Source organism: Alkalidesulfovibrio alkalitolerans DSM 16529 (genome assembly GCF_000422245.1).
Lineage (GTDB): Bacteria > Desulfobacterota > Desulfovibrionia > Desulfovibrionales > Desulfovibrionaceae > Alkalidesulfovibrio > Alkalidesulfovibrio alkalitolerans.
In genome coordinates, this window is record NZ_ATHI01000022.1 from 1 (window position 1) to 17,261 (window position 17,261).

A 17,261-nucleotide genomic window follows, 5' to 3' on the forward strand; every position below is an offset into this window, starting at 1 on the left:
GGGTGACGGGTTTTCTTTTTCTCCTTGTTTATAAAGGGTTTGCGCCCGTTTCACATCTTTCCAAAGCACCTCTTCGCACCATCGATTCTCCCCATCCTCCCGCCTTTTTTTCTCTGTTTGGCCCCTGATTCTCTGTTTTCTCCGGACCAAGTCCGAAGCTCGTCCGGAAAGCTACATCCTTGATTGATATGGGTTTGCGGCTGGTTGCCGTTTTGGGCGGTTGTCTTAGGTCATCGCTCGATGCCGCAACCGGACGTTTTTTTCGAAATCACCCGCCTCGGCCATGAAAAGAAGCGTGGTCAACTCCGGTTTCCTGCCCCCGAAGAAGAAAAGCCGACGCTGATGGTCGGCTCTCTGGGGTGGTCTCCGGTCCGGTCGTCAGTCGGTGGCGAAGCCGAACTGGCGGCGCTGCTCGGCCCAGTCCTCGGGGAAGGTCTGGGTCAGCTTGGCCAGCGAGAGCCCGTTGGGTTCCTCGCCGTTGATCAGGGCTTCGACGATGTCGGGGGCCAGGGTCGTCAGCTTGAGGATGCGGGCCACATACGAGCCATCGACGTCGAGGGTACGGGCAAGCTCGCTGATGGACTTGATCTGGCCGGATTCGAGGATGTCGGCCCAGGAAAAGGCCCTTGCCAGAGCCTGGAGGACGGCGGACTGTACCGGCTCCTGCGCCCCGGGGATATCTCCATCCAGGGCCTGGGGCGCGATGACCGTCTTGCGGCCGCGCATGCGCCGGATCAGCATCGGGATGTGGATCTGCAGGTTGCCGTTGTCGGCAACGGTAATGGTCGGCTTCATTTTCATCGGCTTGGCCTCCGTTCGGTGACTTCGCATGCCAGACCGGCCAGCTCGGCGATGAGCGTTGTCAGCCCGTTGGTGCGCAGCTCCATGTCGATCCCGGTCTCGCGGATCTCGACCTTATCCACCAGGAGGCGGATGAGCCGGTTTCGCTCCACCGGGAAAAGGTCTTCCCAGAAGCCTTCGACATTCTGGAAGGCCTCCGAGACGTCCTGTTCCGTGATGCTGTTCCCCCGGTAGGCTCTGCATCGCTCGCTCACGTGCGTCAGTTGTTTCGAGAGCTCGACCGCCTGGCGGTTGACGGTCGTCAGCATCTCTGCCTTGCCCGGCTGATCGCTGCCGGGCTTCATCAGTTCGAGTGCCTGCTCCCGCGCCTGCGACAGCTCCATCTCGAGTTGGGCTTTCTGCTTGAACAGCCGCTCCCGCTCCACCTGCTCGATGTCCCGGGCCGCGAAGTAGGTTTTGGCCACCAGCGTCGGTGTGCGGAACACCGCGCTCAACTGCTCGACCACGGCCTGCTCGATGTCCCCGGCGGGAATCCGTTTGAGCGGACACCGGCTCACGGTCCGCTTGCTGTCCTTCTGGCAGATGTAATAGGTGTAGTGGCGGCCGTTCTTGCGGGCGTAGGTCGGTCCCATCGCGCATCCGCAGTGGCCGCAGCGGATGACGCCTTTCAGTGGGGCGACCATTTTGGTTCTGGCCATCGAAACCTTGACCGGTTTGTTGTCCTCCAGGATGGCCTGAACCTTGTCCCAGGTCGCCCGGTCGATGATCCCTTCGTGCTCGCCGGGGTAGCTGCGATCCTTGTGGGCGATCTCGCCGATATAGATCCGGTTGTTGAGCAGCCGGTAGATATGGGCGGTGTTCCATTCGGAGCCCTCGCGCACTTTGCCTTTCTTGGTGGTCCAGGCCTTGGTGCGGTACCCCTGTTCGTTCAATTCCTGGCCCAGCTTCTTGGCCGAGCCGATCTGGATGAATCGGCGGAAGATGTACTGCACCGTCCTGGCTTCATCGGGATTGACCAGCAGCTTCTTGTTCTCCCGGTCGACGTCGTATCCGAGGATGGGTACGCCGCCGCAGTATTTCCCCCGGCGCTTGGCTGCCGCCACCTTGTCCCGGATACGTTCGGCTATGACCTCCCGCTCGTACTGGGCGAAGGTGATCAGGATGCCGAGAAACATTCGGCCGGTAGGGTCGGTGGTGCTGAAGTGCTGGGTGACCGAGACGAAGCTGACGCCCTTCTCGTTGAAGAGGTCGATCATCTTCATGAAGTCCAGCAGCGAGCGGGACAGCCGGTCGACCTTGTAGACCACGATCACATCAATCTTCCCGGCGTCGATGTCCGCCAGCAGTCGGCGCAGCCCCGGGCGCTCCATGTTCCCACCCGAGAAACCGCCGTCATCGTAGCGATCCGGCAGAGCCGTCCAGCCACGCATCCTCTGGGCTTCGATATAGTGTTCCGCCGACTCCCGTTGCGCATCCAACGAGTTGAATTCCTGTTCGAGCCCTTCCTCGTGGCTCTTGCGGGTGTAGATGGCACAGCGCAGGGTCTTGTTCTTGCCCGGCGCGACATTGCTGTTATCAAGCATCCGAACCTCCCTCGGCTTTTCTGCCGTAAACCTTCTTCAGCCCGAAAAAGACTTTGCCGTTCCAGCGCGTCCCGGTGATCTCCCTGGCCACCGCGCTGAGCGACCGGAAGGTGCGACCTTCGAATTCGTAGCCATCGGCAAGGACGATCACCTCATAGCGACGGTCGTTCCAGACCCGCACCAGTCTGGTCCCGGGCAGGATCGCCTCGTTTGATTTCCGCTCTTCTGGGATGCGTCGATTGACAGTGGCGACCGGGTCCTCCTTGGCGGCCTGCTGGAGATGGACCTTGGCCTGCTCGGACAGCCCGCCGTAGAAAAGCTCCTGGATGCGATAGGCTAGCCGCTTGATGAGGAATTGCTTCTTGTACTGGGGCGGCTCTTCACCGTTGAGGTCGAGCCATTTTTCCCGGAGCTGCTCCAGGGACATGGATTGCAGCAGGGCCATCTGCCGAAGAACCGAGTTTCGGGTTCGGTCCTGGTTCTTGCCGCCGGTGGCGTCGTTCTGTAACTCATTCATTTTCAACTCCTTATTTTGGTTTCCGGACGAGTTGTCATGAATGAATGCTCTGTTCCGGCAATGAATCAAGTCCTTCTCCGAGCACAGGGGAAGAATCTTTGAAAACATCTAACTCATTGCCCACACATGCTTTTTTGGCCTTTCGGCGCAGGACCGCCGTGGCCAGAATCGAGGCGGCTGACTGGAGCCTCGCCTCACCCGACAGGCGGCCGGGTTTGCCGTTTTCGCCAAGGTCATCCGTCCCCGGCACATCATTCATTTCCTGTACATCCAACATCGAACACCTCCGGTGGGACCGGGGGGGCTGGATGGTGTGGATGCCAGAAAACGGTGGCGGTCGGGATGCGCGTTCGATGGCACCCACAACCGCCTCAGCTCCGCCTCTGGTCGGTTATCTGGTTTCTAACTGTTCGTCCGGTTTCAAACCGGCTTTCTTCAGGCATTACCTACCGAGGGGCTCATGGAAGTGTCGGAAATCAGGTGTGAGATTATTTCTTGACCTGATGTGCATCAGGTTTATATTATTAGGGTTTGTTGGCGCATTGCGCCTTTTTGTCTTTCAACAGAAATGGAGACTCCATGGGCAAAGCGAAAACGGATGAGATAACGCCGTTGCAGCGAAAAACGCTCGAAGAGATATGTCGTTTCGTCGATGCCAAGGGTTTTCCTCCAACGGTGAAAGAACTGAGTGAGATCTTTGAAATCAGCCCGGCCAGCGCCCACGACCGAATCAATCAACTGGTGCGCAAGGGATTCCTGAAGCGAGAGGACGGAAAGTCGCGAGGAATAGCTGTTGCCCGCCGCCCCAGTGAGATGGCTGCCTCTCTGGTTTCAGTCCCTGTTGTGGGTATGGTGGCCGCTGGTCACCCTATCTTGGCCGAAGAGAACATCACAGGCCAGGTGCTGGTCGAGTCGGACGTCGTTCGTTCCGGACAGCACTTCGCACTCCGTGCGGTGGGGGACAGCATGGTCGGTGCCGGTATCAACGATGGCGATTTGATCATTGTGCGGCAGCAGCCCATCGCCGAGGACGGTGACATCGTTGTGGCGCTGCTCAACGACGAAGCGACCGTTAAGCGGTTGAGAATCAAAGACGAGCTCATCGAATTGGTGCCCGAGAACCCGGAAGTACGGAAGATCCGAATCAGGCCGGAGGATGACCTTCGCGTGTTGGGCAAGGTCGTTGGGTGGAAACGGAATTGATCGAGACAGACATGGAAGAGTAACGACAAAACGACAGGAGTAATTGATGGCAACTTTTAACCTACGCCGCTTTTCGAAGCCGGAGATGCTCCGGCGAATCGACAGGAAGCATCTCATTGCCTTTCTGGAACCTCATGCCGCTTATTTTTCAGCTCGCGGCGTAGAGTTGCCACCAGTCCAGCAGGAAGATGGCCTGGACTACAACGCCCTCAGCCACCTTTTGCTGACGCCGGACAGTACGACCCCGGATGATCTGGCCGAGGCGCTGTTTTATGTGAATGAGGTTTCGACCCCCGAGGGTTTTGACTCCATTCAGGATGAGATCGCTGGAACGGACATCGACGTGGAAATCGGGGAGAACGCCGCCCCTGCAGACTTGGCGATCCAGGTTTGGATGGCTGACCGGGAAATCATCGAAAAGGTACACGCCGAGCAGTTCTTCATGAACGTCAGGTCCTTCGAGTATTTCAAGACCAAGAAAAACCCACTGCCGGATTTCTTGCTGCCATCGCAGGAAACCCTCGCGGCCCTTGAGTCCGATCTCGACGAATGGTTTTCCAAGAAACGTCGAGGTAAGTATTCCAAGGTATTCGTCTATCCCAAAGAGGGTCACACATGGTTCCTCGTGCGCCATGGCAAGCCCTATGCCCGTGAGGCGGTCATTGAGGCCGGTGAGTCCACCAGCCAGTATTTTCGTCCTGAAAAATTCGATGTGCTTGCATACAACCCCGTCATCGGGGAGATCCGTATGAACGCCGAAACCAAGGGTGAGAAGGAGCTCTACCGCAAGAAATTTGGATTTCATCTGTTCGGAGACGAAGAGTTCTTCAACGAACGCAGCCGATTTGACCTGGAACCTTTGCGGCAAATTGGTGAGGACGCGCTCCTATGTGACGACGTCGATGGCATCGAGCATGTCAGGCTCAAGGAGGTTCAGGTCTTTTGGGGCGGCGCTCATAAGGACGTTGAGATTCGTCGGTCCGAGGATCTGTTTGCCTCCCTTCGTGATCGCGAAAAATCCCTTCCCGCAGGCGGAAAGATCGTGAAGGCAAGCTTCCAGATTAAATTCGACGGTTCGAAGACGCCCAGGTCGGTCACCTTGAGTTCAGGTAACCGAGCGCAATTCAAGCGGGATGGTGATGCCGAGGTTATCGAGCGCTGGCTCGGACTCAGGGGCTTTATTGTCGGAGCCGGAGGGACATCGGATGAGTGATCCCTTCTGGGCATACCTGGAGAGATTGCCTGGAAAGTCGGCGGCGCTGTTCGATTGGGATAAGGCGCTCTCCGGTTGGGACCGATACCCGTTGTTTCGGGATCACTTCCTTCAACTGACCAAGAATCACGCGACCGCCGTGGATTGCCCAACGGAATGTGGCCTCGGATGCCCACGGAGTGTTGTCACCCATGTGAAGACCAACATCCGGGCCATCTGCAATGAAAAGGAATATCCAGCCGTCCAACTCACCACAAGGCAGACCCTGATCTACCGGCTCAAGCAGTCAGCCATCAATGGCGCTATCTGCGCGGCGTTGGGAATAGAACACCGAGAGTCGAAACTTGATGGACTGCCTCATACATGGAGACTGGGCGATTTCATACCCACGGCGGGGATGGACTTCCCGGTTGTTCTGACGATGCAGGACAGCATGGATGCGCTGGCAGAGGTCGTTCGATCATTATGTCTCTCGATCCCCAAGCCCTTTGTCCTGATCGCGCCCACGCGCCTTCATCTGAGTCCTGCAGTTGAAACACTGCTGGCGCAGAGAAGCAGCCCCTTCATTGCGCTGAACGAAGAGCTGCACCTGGGAGATGCACCATGGTTTCTGACCCGTCGGGACAAGGCCGCGATATTCGCCCCCCTTATCGGCCAGGTGCCTGAGCCGGATTCTGGCGGCACGGTGTTTTTTTCAACACCGCCGGGCACCACATGGGCGCAAATCAAGATTCAATTCCGTGATGGCCATACCGTCACAATATGGGCGGGAGATCAGAGCGGTCGATACACCTATACGCAAATGGGAATGGCGAGCAGGAAGAATGGCAATCCTACCGAGCAATGGAAATTGCTCGAGGGGTTTGCCAACTCCCGTGGCGAGATCGACTGGCACAGCCGATACGCGTCGGACAAACTGAAAAAACAGAAGCAAGAGCTGTCGAGGCACCTGCGGGAATTCTTCCGGCTCGATGACGATCCCATCGAATGGGTCAAGGACACCAAGACCTACCGGTGTAAGTTCAGCATCCTCCCGGAAGGTGCCGAGGTTTACTGACCACCCTTTATAGCGCCCGACAAATCTATAGCCCCGATTCAGGATTCTGGATCGGGGCTTTTTGCGTCTTGGAGGCCCGCTCGGTGAAATTTCACTGGGGCCGGGCAAAAAAAGTTAAAAAAGTTTTCCTCTGTAAATCCAACACCAATCAGAGCCTTACGGGCTTTCCTCCTTCTTGAGCCAGGGCGTTTTTCGGGGTCGCAACGAAAATTCGCCAAAGCAGGGTGACAGGTCTGGTGAACACAAAAAGTTCACGACCGCCACCCGGGAAATTCATGCCGGACCTGTCTCCCGGTCGGTCCAGAAATGAAGGAGGTTCGGCATGAACCAGACAAGCAAAGCACACCTCACCCCACCGAAGCGGCGACTCATCGAGTTGATGCAGGACATCAACTTCGGCCGCATCACCAACATTCCGGTCCGCGACGGCGAGCCGGAACTCACCCCTGACACGGTCATCGAGCGCGAGATCAAGCTGGGAGGACAGAGCGGTCCCCGGCCCGAGCGCGACCAGGATGACTTCATTCTCAAACAAGAGGTCGTGGCGCTGCTGGAGCACCTCGCGCAGATGGGCAGCGGAAAAGTCTGCCTGCTCGAGATCAAGCACGGTCTCCCGTTCCTGATGCGCATCGAGGAACGGGCAGCCTGAACACGTAACGACCTGAACCCTTAGACACTGGACAACAAGCTGGACGCATGGCGGAGGCTGTTGTGGGTGTCGCCGAGCCGAATACGGCAATTGGCGGCGTACCTGCGACCCCTTCGCCCACGCGACAGCTTTGTCCTGTGATCTGGCCCGTGCCGACACCCACGCGGACCTCCTCCTCGCTCCGAGGAGGCCCCGATGGTTTCACAAAATTCTTACGACGGCATCGACAAGTATGCCGCCGACCTCATTCGGCACAAAGCACGTCAACTCGTAGGCAAGGCCGGATTCACCGAGGACGACAGACCCGACCTCGAACAGGAACTGATGATCGATCTGCTGCAGCGGATGCGGCATTTCAATCCCGCCAAGGCCAAGAAGACCACCTTCATGGCCCGGATCGTCGAACGTCACATCTCCACCATCCTGGAGGCCCGGTTCGCCCAATGCCGGGACTGGCGGCTCTGCCAAACCTCACTCAACGAACCCCTCGACAACGGCGAAGGCGACACCACCGAGCGGATCGAGTTCCTGGACAGCGAAGGTTCTCTGGGAGGCGGCACCCGCGAGACAAGGGAGCGCCTCGCCCATGAGATCCGCATGGATCTCGGCCAGGCCATCGCCTCGCTGCCGGAAGAGCTCCGGGATCTGTGCGTGCGCCTGCACGACAGCACCATGGCCGAAGTCGCCCGGGAGATGGGCATTCCCAGAACCACCCTCTACGACCGGCTGAGCAAGCTCCGGGACGCGTTCCGCGAGGCCGGGCTCGAGGACTACCTGTGATCTCCGACGCATCGGCTCCGCCTCCGGTAAGTAAGCACCGTGCCGCATGGTGCGGCTATCCGGGGCCTCGGAAATCAGAACCTGAACAAAAGAGGAGTTCAACCATGACTCACGACACCTACAAGTACCGTTTTGACGAGTCGGTCCCGGCCCAGGAACTGGAAGACACTTTCATGCTGGCGATGCTGGCCGTCGAAAGCCTGCATGGCCGTTCCCGTGTGCGGATGGAGAGCCGGTTCAATCTGGACAAGGCCCGACGCACCTGCGTGATCGACGCCTCCACCGATGTCGGCAGCGACCTCGCCCGCATTTTCACCGGCTTCGCCACCAAGGAATACGGCGAACGCTCGGTCCTGATCGAACGTACCCAGCCGTCGGGTTGCGCCTGTGCCTCCAAGCATCGCGCAGCGCCCGCCGCCGAAGCGGGGGTGGCGGTATGAGCGAGCTGATGACCACCACCTATTCCATGTGGCGGCTGTTCCGCAACTGCCGCATGGCCTGCAAGTGGCGCTACATCGACGAGCTGGTGCCGCTCGAGCGCGACCCCAATCTGGCCTTCGGCTCGGTCATCCACGACTGCCTGGAGTGCTGGCACGGCGAGCGGAATCTGGCCAAGGTCCTCGACCACATCGACCGGACCTATCCGAACCGGGCGCAGGACGACCATCAACAGGCCGACTGGCATCTCGCCCGGGCCATGATGAGCGCCTATGCGGAACACTACCCCGCTGAAGAGTTCGAGGTCGTCGCGCTCGAGAAAACCTTCGAAGGTCCCATCGTCAACCCGGCGACCGGGGCGACCTCGCGCAGTTTCATTCTCGCCGGGAAGGTAGACGGCATCGTCCGTCAGGATGGCCAGTATTTTCTGCTGGAACACAAAACCGCCGCGCAGATCGACGCCAGCTATCTGGAGCGGCTGTGGACTGATTTCCAGATCATCCTCTACGCCTGGTACCTGGAGCAGACCCTCGGCATCACGGTCAGCGGCATCATCTATAACGTCCTGGTCAAAGCCCGGCTGCGCCAGGGCAAGGGTGAAACCGAAGCTGAATACGAAGCCCGCCGAGACGAACTGATCGCCAAGTCGAAAACCGGCAAGAGCAGCGCCAAGCGCAAGTTGCCCGAGGACGACGACACCTTCCAGCAGCGGCTCCAGGAGAAGTACCTCGAGCCGGGCATGTTCCACCGCGAGGTGCTCTACATCTCCCGCGACCAGTTCGAGGAACTGCGGGCGGAGCTGTGGGAACTCTCCAAGGCCATGCTCGACGCCCGTCGGCGCGACACCTTCTACCGCAACACCAGCTACTGCTTCCAGTACGGAAGGCCCTGCGCCTACTTCCAGCTCTGCCGCTCGGGCGGCAACCCCAACGTCATCGAAAACCATTTCCAACGGATCGCCCCGCACGAAGAGCTGCGGGACGGAGCCGGTGAAGACGCCGCTCCGGTGTTTTGAAATCCCAACCATAAGGAGACGAAGCCATGCTTCCCAAGACCAAAAGCAAACCCAAACACACGCTCTCGGACCTCACCGCTCTGGTGTACGGCCCGAGCAAGATCGGCAAGAGCACCTGGTGCTCCAAGGCCGATGACGCACTGTTCCTGGCGACCGAGCCGGGCCTGAACGCCCTGGAGGTGTTTCAGACCCCGATCACCTGCTGGGACGATCTTCTGCAGGCCTGCGCGGAAATCGCCGAGGGCAAGCACGAGTTCAAGACCATCGTCGTCGACACGATGGATAACGCCTACAAGATGTGCTCGGACTACGTCTGCAAGAAATTCAAGATCGAGCACGAGTCCGACCTGGGCTACGGCAAGGGCTACGCGCTGATCAACAACGAGTTCCAGCGCGTCATCAACAAACTCGCCTTCCTGCCCTATGGGTTGATCCTGATCTCCCACTCCCAGGAACGGGACATCGAGACCCGGACCGGCAAACACACCCGCATCGTGCCGACGCTGCCGGAAAAGGCGCGGAAGCTGGTTACCGGGCTGGTGGACCTGATTCTGTTCTGCGATCTGGACATGAAAACCGGCGAGGACGGCAAGCCGGTCTGGCAGCGCGTGATGCGCACCAAGCCCAGTCCCAACTACGACGCCGGTGACCGCACCGGCCGACTCCCCGAAGTCATCCCCCTCGATTTTTCGAGCTTCATGAAAGCGTTCAACAACACGGCAGCCGGAGCTGCGGCGAGTGCCGCCCGGCCGAAGCCGGAGCCGACCGCGAGTGCGGCGGCGAAACCCCAACAGTAAGGAGATCCGACCATGGAACACTACGAAAACCAATCCAGCAGCAACCTCGACCTGGCGCAGTTCGACGACGCCTTTGAAACCGCCGAAGTCGAGGAACGCGAGTTCGAGGCCGTCCCCGACGGCAAGTACCAGGTCAACGTCGACCGGGTCGAACTGACCCGCGCCCAGACCTCGGGCAATCCCATGCTCAAGTGGACTCTGCGCATTCTCGCGCCGACCCACAAGGGTCGTCTGCTCTGGCGCAACAACGTCATGGCCAGCAACGAGAACATCAAGTGGCTCAAGCAGGACCTCTACACCTGCGGGCTGCAGCTTCAGAAGCTCTCCGACCTGCCGGGCCACCTCGAGCAGCTTCTCAACATCAAGCTGGAGGTGACCAAGCGCACTCGCGGTGAAAACGAGAACATCTACTTCAACCGTCGCATTGTCATGGCCGACGATGCCGGGGCTCCCGGCGCGGCGATGGACGACATGATCCCGTTCTGATGATGGACCGGATTACCGTTGTCGTCGACACCCGCGAACAGGAGCCTTACAGCTTCGATACAGACAAGGTTTCGGCGGTTCGCAAGGCGCTGCCCGCCGGTGATTACTCGCTGGTTGGCCTCGAGGAACGGTTGGCGGTGGAGCGTAAATCCCTGACGGATTTCGTCTCCACCGTCATCCGGGGGCGGAAGCGGTTCCACCGCGAACTGGAAAAACTCTCTGCCTACGAATCCGCCTGCGTGGTTGTCGAGTGCAACTTTCGCGATCTGGTCGATGGCCGCTACCGCAGCGATGCCCATCCGCACGCGCTGATCGGAACGGTCGCCTCCATCGTCGTCGACTTCGGTGTCCCCGTCTACTTCTGCTCGGACCGGCAGGCCGCCTGCCGTTTTGTCGAGGAGTACCTGACACGTTTTCACCGGAGGATCGCGAGATGCCAAAAAGAAATGAGAGTAACCCGGCGCGACTCCGGGGAAGAATAGAGCGCGTTTACTATGCCGGACCCAAGTTCTCCGCAGGCCGACTGCTCACCCCGGCCGGTGAGGAAGTCCAGTTCGCGGGCAATTTGTTCGCCCGGGAAAATCAGCCTGTGGTCCTGCTCGGGTCGTGGTCCACCCATCCCAAATACGGCCGTCAGTTCAAGGTCGACGGGATGGAGCACGACCTCGAACTCGATCCGGAAGGGCTGATCCACTATCTGGCCAACCATCCGGAGATCAAGGGCATTGGTCCGGCCAAGGCCAGATTGATCGTCGAGAGTTTCGGCGACGCCTTTGAAGAAACCCTTTTGAGTGACCCTGAGCGCATCGCCCTCAAAGCCCGGCTGCCCCTGGATGCAGCCAAGCGGCTGCATGACGAATGGTTGAAGAACCGCAGCGTCAACACCGTCATGGCCTGGCTTTCGGCATTCGGCCTGACCCATCATCAGGTCACCACCCTGGTCGAAAGACTCGGCGGCAATTGCCTCGATATTCTGAAAGAAGACCCGTACATCCTCATTCGGGAGATCCGGGGATTCGGCTTCAAGAAGGTCGACAAGATCGCCCGCAAGCTGGGAACCCCAAAGGACCACGTTCCCCGTATCCGGGCCGGTCTGCTGTTTTGCGTCCGTGATGCCCTGGACAATGGCCACTGCTGGATCGAATACGAGGATCTGGTGGATCAGGCCAATCTGCTGCTGGTCATGGATGCCCTGGACAGCCGGGTCCGCATCGAGAGCGCCCTCGACGCTCTCATCGAAGAACAGGCGCTTTCCTGCGATTCCCACGGTGGACGTTTCGTGGTCGCTCTGCCGGAGATCGTCCGCATGGAGCGGGAGCTGGCCTTGTTGTTCGGCCAGGCCGAAACACCGAATCCTCATTTCCAGTCCGTCAAGAAACTCGATGCCCTGATTCGGCGCTGCGCATCAACGCTGAACGAGAAGCAGCTCGACGCGGTCCGCTCGGCCCTCCAATACAGCATCAGCCTGATTTCGGGTGGAGCCGGTTCGGGGAAGAGCTACACCATTTCAGTCATCAACACCATCTGCGAGGAGAGCGATCTGGAGGTCGTGCTCGCCGCGCCGACCGGCAAGGCCGCCAAACGCCTGGAGGAAGTCAGCGGCCGTAGCGGCACCACCATCCACCGCCTGCTCGGCTATGACGGCAAGGGTTTCTCGCGCAGCAAGGAGAACCCCATCGATGCCGACGTCCTGGTGGTCGACGAGTTTTCGATGGTCGACGTGCCGCTGGCCTGGCACCTGTTCGAGGCGGTCGATTTGTCGCGGACCACGGTGCTGCTGGTCGGGGACCACAACCAGCTTCCGCCGGTGGGACCCGGAAACATCCTGCGCGATCTGATCCAGACACGCGCCATCCCCACGGTCATCCTCGACAAGGTCGTGCGCCAGGCTGGCGTCCTCAAGGAGAACTGCACCGCCGTTCTCAAGGGCGAGGTGCGCAAGACCAGCGAGGCGTCGGTGGCCGGATGCCGGGATTGGTACCTGGTGGATCAGTTCACAGATCCGATGGCTGCACGCTCGTTCCTGCTGGAGCTGTTTCAGGAGCGGCTCGACGCCCTGGGTTTCGACATCATCAAGGACGTGCAGGTGCTGACGCCGACCCACAAGGGGCCGCTCGGCACCAAGGAACTGAACGAGGAGCTGCAGCGGCTCATCCAGCGCAAGCTCTGGAACACCGAGGTGCCGCCGGTCGCCATGGGCCGCCGCGCCCCGTTTCTCAAGCACGACAAGGTCATCCAGACCCGGAACAACTACGACCTGAACGTGATGAACGGTGCCATCGGCTATGTGGTCGATGTCCTCGCGAACGGCACCCTGGTCATCGACTTCGACGGCATGCCCGTGGAGATGGAAAAGGGTTCGCCCGACCTTCAGGACCTGCAGCTCGCCTATGCGCTCACCATCCACAAAACCCAGGGGTCCGAATTCCCCTGCGCCGTGGTGGTGGTCCACAAGGCGCATTCCTTCATGCACCACCGTAATCTGCTCTACACCGGGGTGACCCGCGCCCGGCGCACCGCCATTGTCCTGGGCGACCATTGGGGCATCCAGAATTGCGCCAAGCGTTGCCAGGTGGATGACCGTCGGACCTTTCTGCCCCTGTTTCTGGACGCCGCCCAGCACGCGGAGGCCGATTTCGCCCGTGTCGCGGAGGCCGAATGAGTATGGGCGGAACGGATAACGTCAGGGAGTATTACCGGCACGTCACCGAGATGGACATCGGTGACGTGGCCCGGGAACTCCTGCCGGGACGGATCACCCAGGAGACCGGCCAGCGCTTGATGTGCGACTGCCCCAACCATCAGAGCCAGTCGCGTCTGTCGCTGCACGTGATGCTCGACAAGCAGGGCTGGTACTGCTTCGGCTGCGGAGTCGGCGGTGATGTGCTGCAGCTCGTTGAGTTCATTCAGACGGGCTCGGTCACCGCCGGGCAATCCGGTCCGATGCCGGACAGCCACCGTCAGGCCCGGGACTATCTCGCCAAGAAGGCGGGCTTGCCGCCGCTGTCGCGCTATGGCCTCAGCCAGGAGCGTCTCGCCCAGACGGAGGCCGACCGCGCCTTCGAACTGCGGGTCAAGGACGCGCTGACCTCGCTGGCCAGGCTTTACCACGCCAGACTCAAAGAGTCGCCGGAGGTCCTCGACTGGCTGAAATCCAAATACGCCCTGAGCGAGGAGACCATCGACGATCTCCTGATCGGCTACGCGGACAACGCGTCCGGCGCGGTCGCCCAACTGACCGGGGGTGAGGACGGTTTCTCCAAGCGGGAGCTCGCCGCCACCGGCGCTTTCCGTCCCACCAGCCAGGACGGCCTGACGCCATTTTTCGAGCGCCGCATCGTCTTTCCCTACTGGAGCCGTGGCCGGGTGGTGTTCATGATCGGCCGCAAGACGCCGTGGACCCCGGACGTTGGCTGGGAGCAAGGGAAATACAAGAAACTGCCGGTTCACGACGAACACCAACGGCCTTACGTCGCCGACTTCATCAACAACGCGCTGCTGTTCAACGAGGACTGCCTGCTGGCGAGGCCCGGCAAGGTGATCATCACCGAGGGGGTGACCGATTGCTTGGCGCTGATGCAACTGGGCCTGCCCACCGTATCGCCGGTCACCGTCCGCATCCGGGCCGCCGATTGGGAGCGCCTGATCCCCAAACTGCGCGGCGTCGAAACCGTCTACATCTGCCAGGACAACGAACTCTCCCAGGCCGGTCTCAAAGGGGCGCTGCAAACCGCTCGTACCCTGGCCGAACACAAGATCGACACCCGCCTGGTGACGCTGCCTTTGTCGGAAACACAGATCTCGGCCCGGCAGGAGCTGACCGAACGCTTCGGCCTGACGGCGAGCGTGGGGCCGAAGGAGCTGGCCAAGCTACTGGCGGGACGTCCCGCCGAGGAAATCCAGGCGGCCGAGGCGCTTCTCGCCATCGCCAAGATCGACGTCAACGATTACATTGCCGCCGGGCATACCCTGGAGGATTTCGAACGCCTGCTCGCCGAGGCCAGCACGCCCATCGAGTTCGGCGTGCGCTCGCTGCCCGAGGGCGCTGAAGAGGAAGAACGCAACCGCCTGCTCGAACCTATCCTGGGGGAGATTTCCGAGCAGTCTCCGCTGGAACAGGCCCGTCTGCTGAAGCTGGTGCAGGAGCGCATCGGCGGTGGTGTTTCGATGGCCACCCTCAAAGAGCAGATCCGCGCCATCCAGAAGGACCGTAAAGTCGAGTTCCGCAACGAAAAGAAGAAGGCCAAGCGGATGTCCGGCGCGATGCCCGGATCGTGCCGCGCCCGGGTCGACGAGGTGCTGATCGACACGGAACTGGAGAACGGTGCTCCCGACTACACCCTGGCCGCCGAGGCTGCCTACGACTGGTTCAACGCCAACGGTGCCCAGTTCTTTCACACCCTGCAGGGCGAGCCGTTCATGTATTTCGACAACGCCATCTACTGGATGGATTCACCGGACCGGGGCCGCAAGCGCCATTACGCGGCCATGCTCTACAAGCACACGGGTATGGTGCCGACCACGGGCGGCGGACGGACATTTTTCGAGGTGCTGCCCAGCCTGGCCATGATCCGTGGCCAGGTGCGCGACCATTTTTCCTGGCTGCACACCGATGTGGCCTCCTACACCGTCTATTTCAACCTGAACAATCCGGAGCACGAGATCGCCAAGATCACCCCGGACGAGATTCAGATCATGAAGAACGGCGGCAACGAGGACGGCATCATCCTGGACGGCTCGCGCAAGATGAAGCCGCTGAAATTCCTGCCCGACGCCGACCTCGAAGAGGCGGACCGGCTCCTGGTCGATCTGCTGGTGGGCAATATGACCTGTCCGCAGGGGGATCGATTTCTCATCCTTTCCTGGCTCTCCTGTTTCCTGCTGATCGACTTCGCCGGGACGCGGCCCATGACCCGCTTCGAGGGTTCGGCCGGATCGGGCAAGACCACCGCCAGCAAGATCACGTCGACGCTGCTTTACGGCGAGCCCCAGCACAAGAAAGCCACCGACGCGGCGAACTACACCGATGGCTCGCAGAACCCGCTCATCGTCCTCGACAACATCGAGGTCAAGCAGATGACCGAGGATCTGACCACCTTCATGCTGACCAGCATCACCGGCATCGCCAAGGAGAAACGCAAGAGCGGCACAGACAGCGAGACCATCACCGAGCGGACCAAATGCCTGCTGAACACCACCGGCATCGAGCCGCTGTGCGGGGAGCTTTCGGAGATACTGTCGAGGTCCTTCGTCATCAACTTCGACCTCGCCAACCAGGCCAGCGACTGCTTTCTGGAATCGGAGGTCATCTCCGCCATCCAGCAGAACCGGGATCTGATCATCTCGGCCATCATGAAGCGGACCAGCCATGTGCTGGCGATGATCCGGGACGGAGCCCAGAAACAGGTCATGCGCCTGCTGCACCGAACCATGCCGACCCATGGCAAGCGCCGGTGCAACGATTATCTGAGCCTGATGTACCTGATGATGCTGGCCGGGTCCGAGGAACACGAAGTGACCACCGGACTCGAGGAGCTGAGCCCGCTGTTCATCGAGCAGATTCATTCCATCAACGACACCAGTCAGGAGATGGCGCGGGAGTCGAACCCCATTGCCACGGCGCTGGCGTCGCTTTTCCATGCCTACCGGAACGCGGTGGAGCTGGACGAGAAGGCCCGCTACGGCGAGGACGACCGGGCAAACCACGTAGTGGGGTTCATCGAACGCTACCAGGTGAGGTTCGAGAACGAGAACACCATGGAGCCAGTGTCAGCGGGACGGCTGCTCGCGGCGCTGCGCAGGGTCGGCCGGGAATTCAACCTCGAGTTCGAATACAAGAAGCCCGCCCAGCTCGGTCGGCGCATCAGCAACGACCTGGACGTCATCCGGGACGCCGGTTTCGACATCGACCGGCAGCGCAACGCCCACACCAAGAACTTCGAGTATTGGATCAGCGCGAACAGGGGGAAATGAAGGAGAACTGGAGAGTTATGCCTGTAATAGACGACGTTGCAGCAAGGTCTGCATATCACGGCGGCCGTCGGCAATCACCATGACATAAACATTTTCGGCCATGACGCGATAGATGATGCGGTAGGGTTTGAAAAATATCTCACGGTACTCGCGAAGCCCTATGGCCAGCAGTTCTTTTGGATAGGCTCCTCGCTCCGGGTTCTCGGAGAGGCTCGAAAAGGCCTTCTCTATTTCATCGAGAACGTAATCCGCTTTTCCCGGCGCGTCGTGGGATGCAATGTAGTCGTACAACTCCTCCAAATCCCGCGACGCATCATCGGTCAGAAATATCTGGAAGGTCATCAGCGACTCTTGCTCCGGTCGCGAAGCCGCTGGATGACATCACCGGCGGGCTGGACTTTGCCTTCCTCGATCTGACGCGAGCCGAGCGCGAGGATCTTCAGAAGGGCCATGGTCTCCTGGGTCTGCTCATAGCTTTCGATGTCCTGCATCACGACCTTGGCTTCGCCATTCTGAGTGATGACCAGGGGTTCACCTTGCCCGGACATGTTGCGCACGATTTCTGCGGCATGGGCTTTCAGGTAACTGATCGGTTTGATTTGGCTCGATAGCTTCATATCCATCCTCCTTTGTATGACCAAATATAGTCCGAAAACAGGTCAACTGTCAATCTGAAACGCTCCGAGTCGCCACCGTGGTGGCTTGGAAAATCATCCAGGACGCTCTCGGGCGTCCTTTTCTTTTGCGGT

General features: G+C 60.0%; 18 protein-coding genes. 12 read left to right on the forward strand and 6 right to left on the reverse strand.

Annotated features, from left to right (window positions below):
• Nucleotides 1-378 precede the first annotated feature (378 nt).
• Genes DSAT_RS07060 through DSAT_RS15125 form a run of 4 tightly spaced genes read right to left on the reverse strand, consistent with a single transcriptional unit; the run spans nt 379 to nt 3,178 of the window.
• Nucleotides 379-801: a hypothetical protein gene (locus DSAT_RS07060; protein WP_020886689.1), complete on the reverse strand. Its 423-nt coding sequence runs from the start codon at nt 799-801 to the stop codon at nt 379-381.
• A complete protein-coding gene (locus DSAT_RS07065) occupies nt 798-2,384 on the reverse strand; it encodes a recombinase family protein (RefSeq protein WP_020886690.1) in 1,587 nt (528 codons plus the stop codon). Before DSAT_RS07065 ends, DSAT_RS07060 begins: the two co-directional genes overlap by 4 nt.
• Entirely contained in the window at nt 2,377-2,901 is a 525-nt protein-coding gene (locus DSAT_RS07070; RefSeq protein ID WP_020886691.1) for a DUF2924 domain-containing protein, read from the reverse strand. Before DSAT_RS07070 ends, DSAT_RS07065 begins: the two co-directional genes overlap by 8 nt.
• 34 nt (nt 2,902-2,935) lie before the next feature.
• A complete protein-coding gene (locus tag DSAT_RS15125) occupies nt 2,936-3,178 on the reverse strand; it encodes a hypothetical protein (RefSeq protein ID WP_020886692.1) in 243 nt (80 codons plus the stop codon).
• Nucleotides 3,179-3,480: 302 nt separating this feature from the next.
• Between DSAT_RS15125 and lexA the strand changes: the two genes are divergently transcribed.
• The 12 genes from lexA (at nt 3,481) to DSAT_RS07130 (ending at nt 16,512) form a co-directional block, all read left to right on the forward strand.
• Nucleotides 3,481-4,104 carry a transcriptional repressor LexA gene (gene lexA / locus DSAT_RS07075; RefSeq protein WP_020886693.1) on the forward strand — a complete coding sequence of 208 codons (624 nt, stop codon included), beginning with the start codon at nt 3,481-3,483 and terminating at the stop codon, nt 4,102-4,104.
• 46 nt (nt 4,105-4,150) lie between these two features.
• Entirely contained in the window at nt 4,151-5,317 is a 1,167-nt protein-coding gene (locus DSAT_RS07080) for a hypothetical protein (protein ID WP_020886694.1), read from the forward strand.
• The gene (locus DSAT_RS07085; protein ID WP_020886695.1) at nt 5,310-6,374 is read left to right on the forward strand and encodes a hypothetical protein; all 1,065 of its coding nucleotides are present in this window, start codon (nt 5,310-5,312) and stop codon (nt 6,372-6,374) included. Before DSAT_RS07080 ends, DSAT_RS07085 begins: the two co-directional genes overlap by 8 nt.
• 322 nt (nt 6,375-6,696) lie before the next feature.
• Entirely contained in the window at nt 6,697-7,023 is a 327-nt protein-coding gene (locus DSAT_RS07090; RefSeq protein ID WP_011367849.1) for a hypothetical protein, read from the forward strand.
• A 195-nt stretch (nt 7,024-7,218) separates the two neighbouring features.
• On the forward strand, nt 7,219-7,803 hold the full coding sequence (locus DSAT_RS07095) for a sigma-70 family RNA polymerase sigma factor (protein ID WP_020886696.1): 585 nt from the start codon (nt 7,219-7,221) through the stop codon (nt 7,801-7,803).
• A 104-nt stretch (nt 7,804-7,907) separates the two neighbouring features.
• On the forward strand, nt 7,908-8,243 hold the full coding sequence (locus DSAT_RS07100) for a hypothetical protein (RefSeq protein ID WP_011367847.1): 336 nt from the start codon (nt 7,908-7,910) through the stop codon (nt 8,241-8,243).
• The gene (locus DSAT_RS07105) at nt 8,240-9,256 is read left to right on the forward strand and encodes a PD-(D/E)XK nuclease family protein (protein WP_020886697.1); all 1,017 of its coding nucleotides are present in this window, start codon (nt 8,240-8,242) and stop codon (nt 9,254-9,256) included. Before DSAT_RS07100 ends, DSAT_RS07105 begins: the two co-directional genes overlap by 4 nt.
• 26 nt (nt 9,257-9,282) lie before the next feature.
• The gene (locus DSAT_RS07110) at nt 9,283-10,053 is read left to right on the forward strand and encodes an ATP-binding protein (protein ID WP_020886698.1); all 771 of its coding nucleotides are present in this window, start codon (nt 9,283-9,285) and stop codon (nt 10,051-10,053) included.
• 12 nt (nt 10,054-10,065) lie between these two features.
• Nucleotides 10,066-10,539 (forward strand): DUF669 domain-containing protein, encoded by a 474-nt coding sequence (locus DSAT_RS07115; protein WP_013219083.1) that lies wholly within the window; start codon nt 10,066-10,068, stop codon nt 10,537-10,539.
• A gap of 2 nt (nt 10,540-10,541) precedes the next feature.
• Complete coding sequence (locus DSAT_RS07120; RefSeq protein ID WP_235695934.1) at nt 10,542-11,021, forward strand: ERCC4 domain-containing protein; 480 nt, start codon at nt 10,542-10,544, stop codon at nt 11,019-11,021.
• Nucleotides 10,973-13,201 carry an SF1B family DNA helicase RecD2 gene (gene recD2 / locus DSAT_RS07125; RefSeq protein WP_020886700.1) on the forward strand — a complete coding sequence of 743 codons (2,229 nt, stop codon included), beginning with the start codon at nt 10,973-10,975 and terminating at the stop codon, nt 13,199-13,201. The genes DSAT_RS07120 and recD2 overlap by 49 nt, the downstream gene beginning before the upstream one ends.
• A complete protein-coding gene (locus DSAT_RS07130) occupies nt 13,198-16,512 on the forward strand; it encodes a CHC2 zinc finger domain-containing protein (RefSeq protein ID WP_020886701.1) in 3,315 nt (1,104 codons plus the stop codon). Before recD2 ends, DSAT_RS07130 begins: the two co-directional genes overlap by 4 nt.
• Before the next feature lie 15 nt (nt 16,513-16,527).
• Here DSAT_RS07130 and DSAT_RS07135 read toward each other — a convergent pair whose 3' ends face one another.
• Both DSAT_RS07135 and DSAT_RS07140 read right to left on the reverse strand, forming a co-directional pair.
• Nucleotides 16,528-16,854, reverse strand: a complete 327-nt coding sequence (locus tag DSAT_RS07135) for a type II toxin-antitoxin system RelE/ParE family toxin (protein ID WP_020886702.1) — start codon at nt 16,852-16,854, stop codon at nt 16,528-16,530.
• The gene (locus DSAT_RS07140) at nt 16,854-17,129 is read right to left on the reverse strand and encodes a type II toxin-antitoxin system Phd/YefM family antitoxin (protein ID WP_020886703.1); all 276 of its coding nucleotides are present in this window, start codon (nt 17,127-17,129) and stop codon (nt 16,854-16,856) included. Before DSAT_RS07140 ends, DSAT_RS07135 begins: the two co-directional genes overlap by 1 nt.
• Between the last annotated feature and the right edge of the window lie 132 nt (nt 17,130-17,261).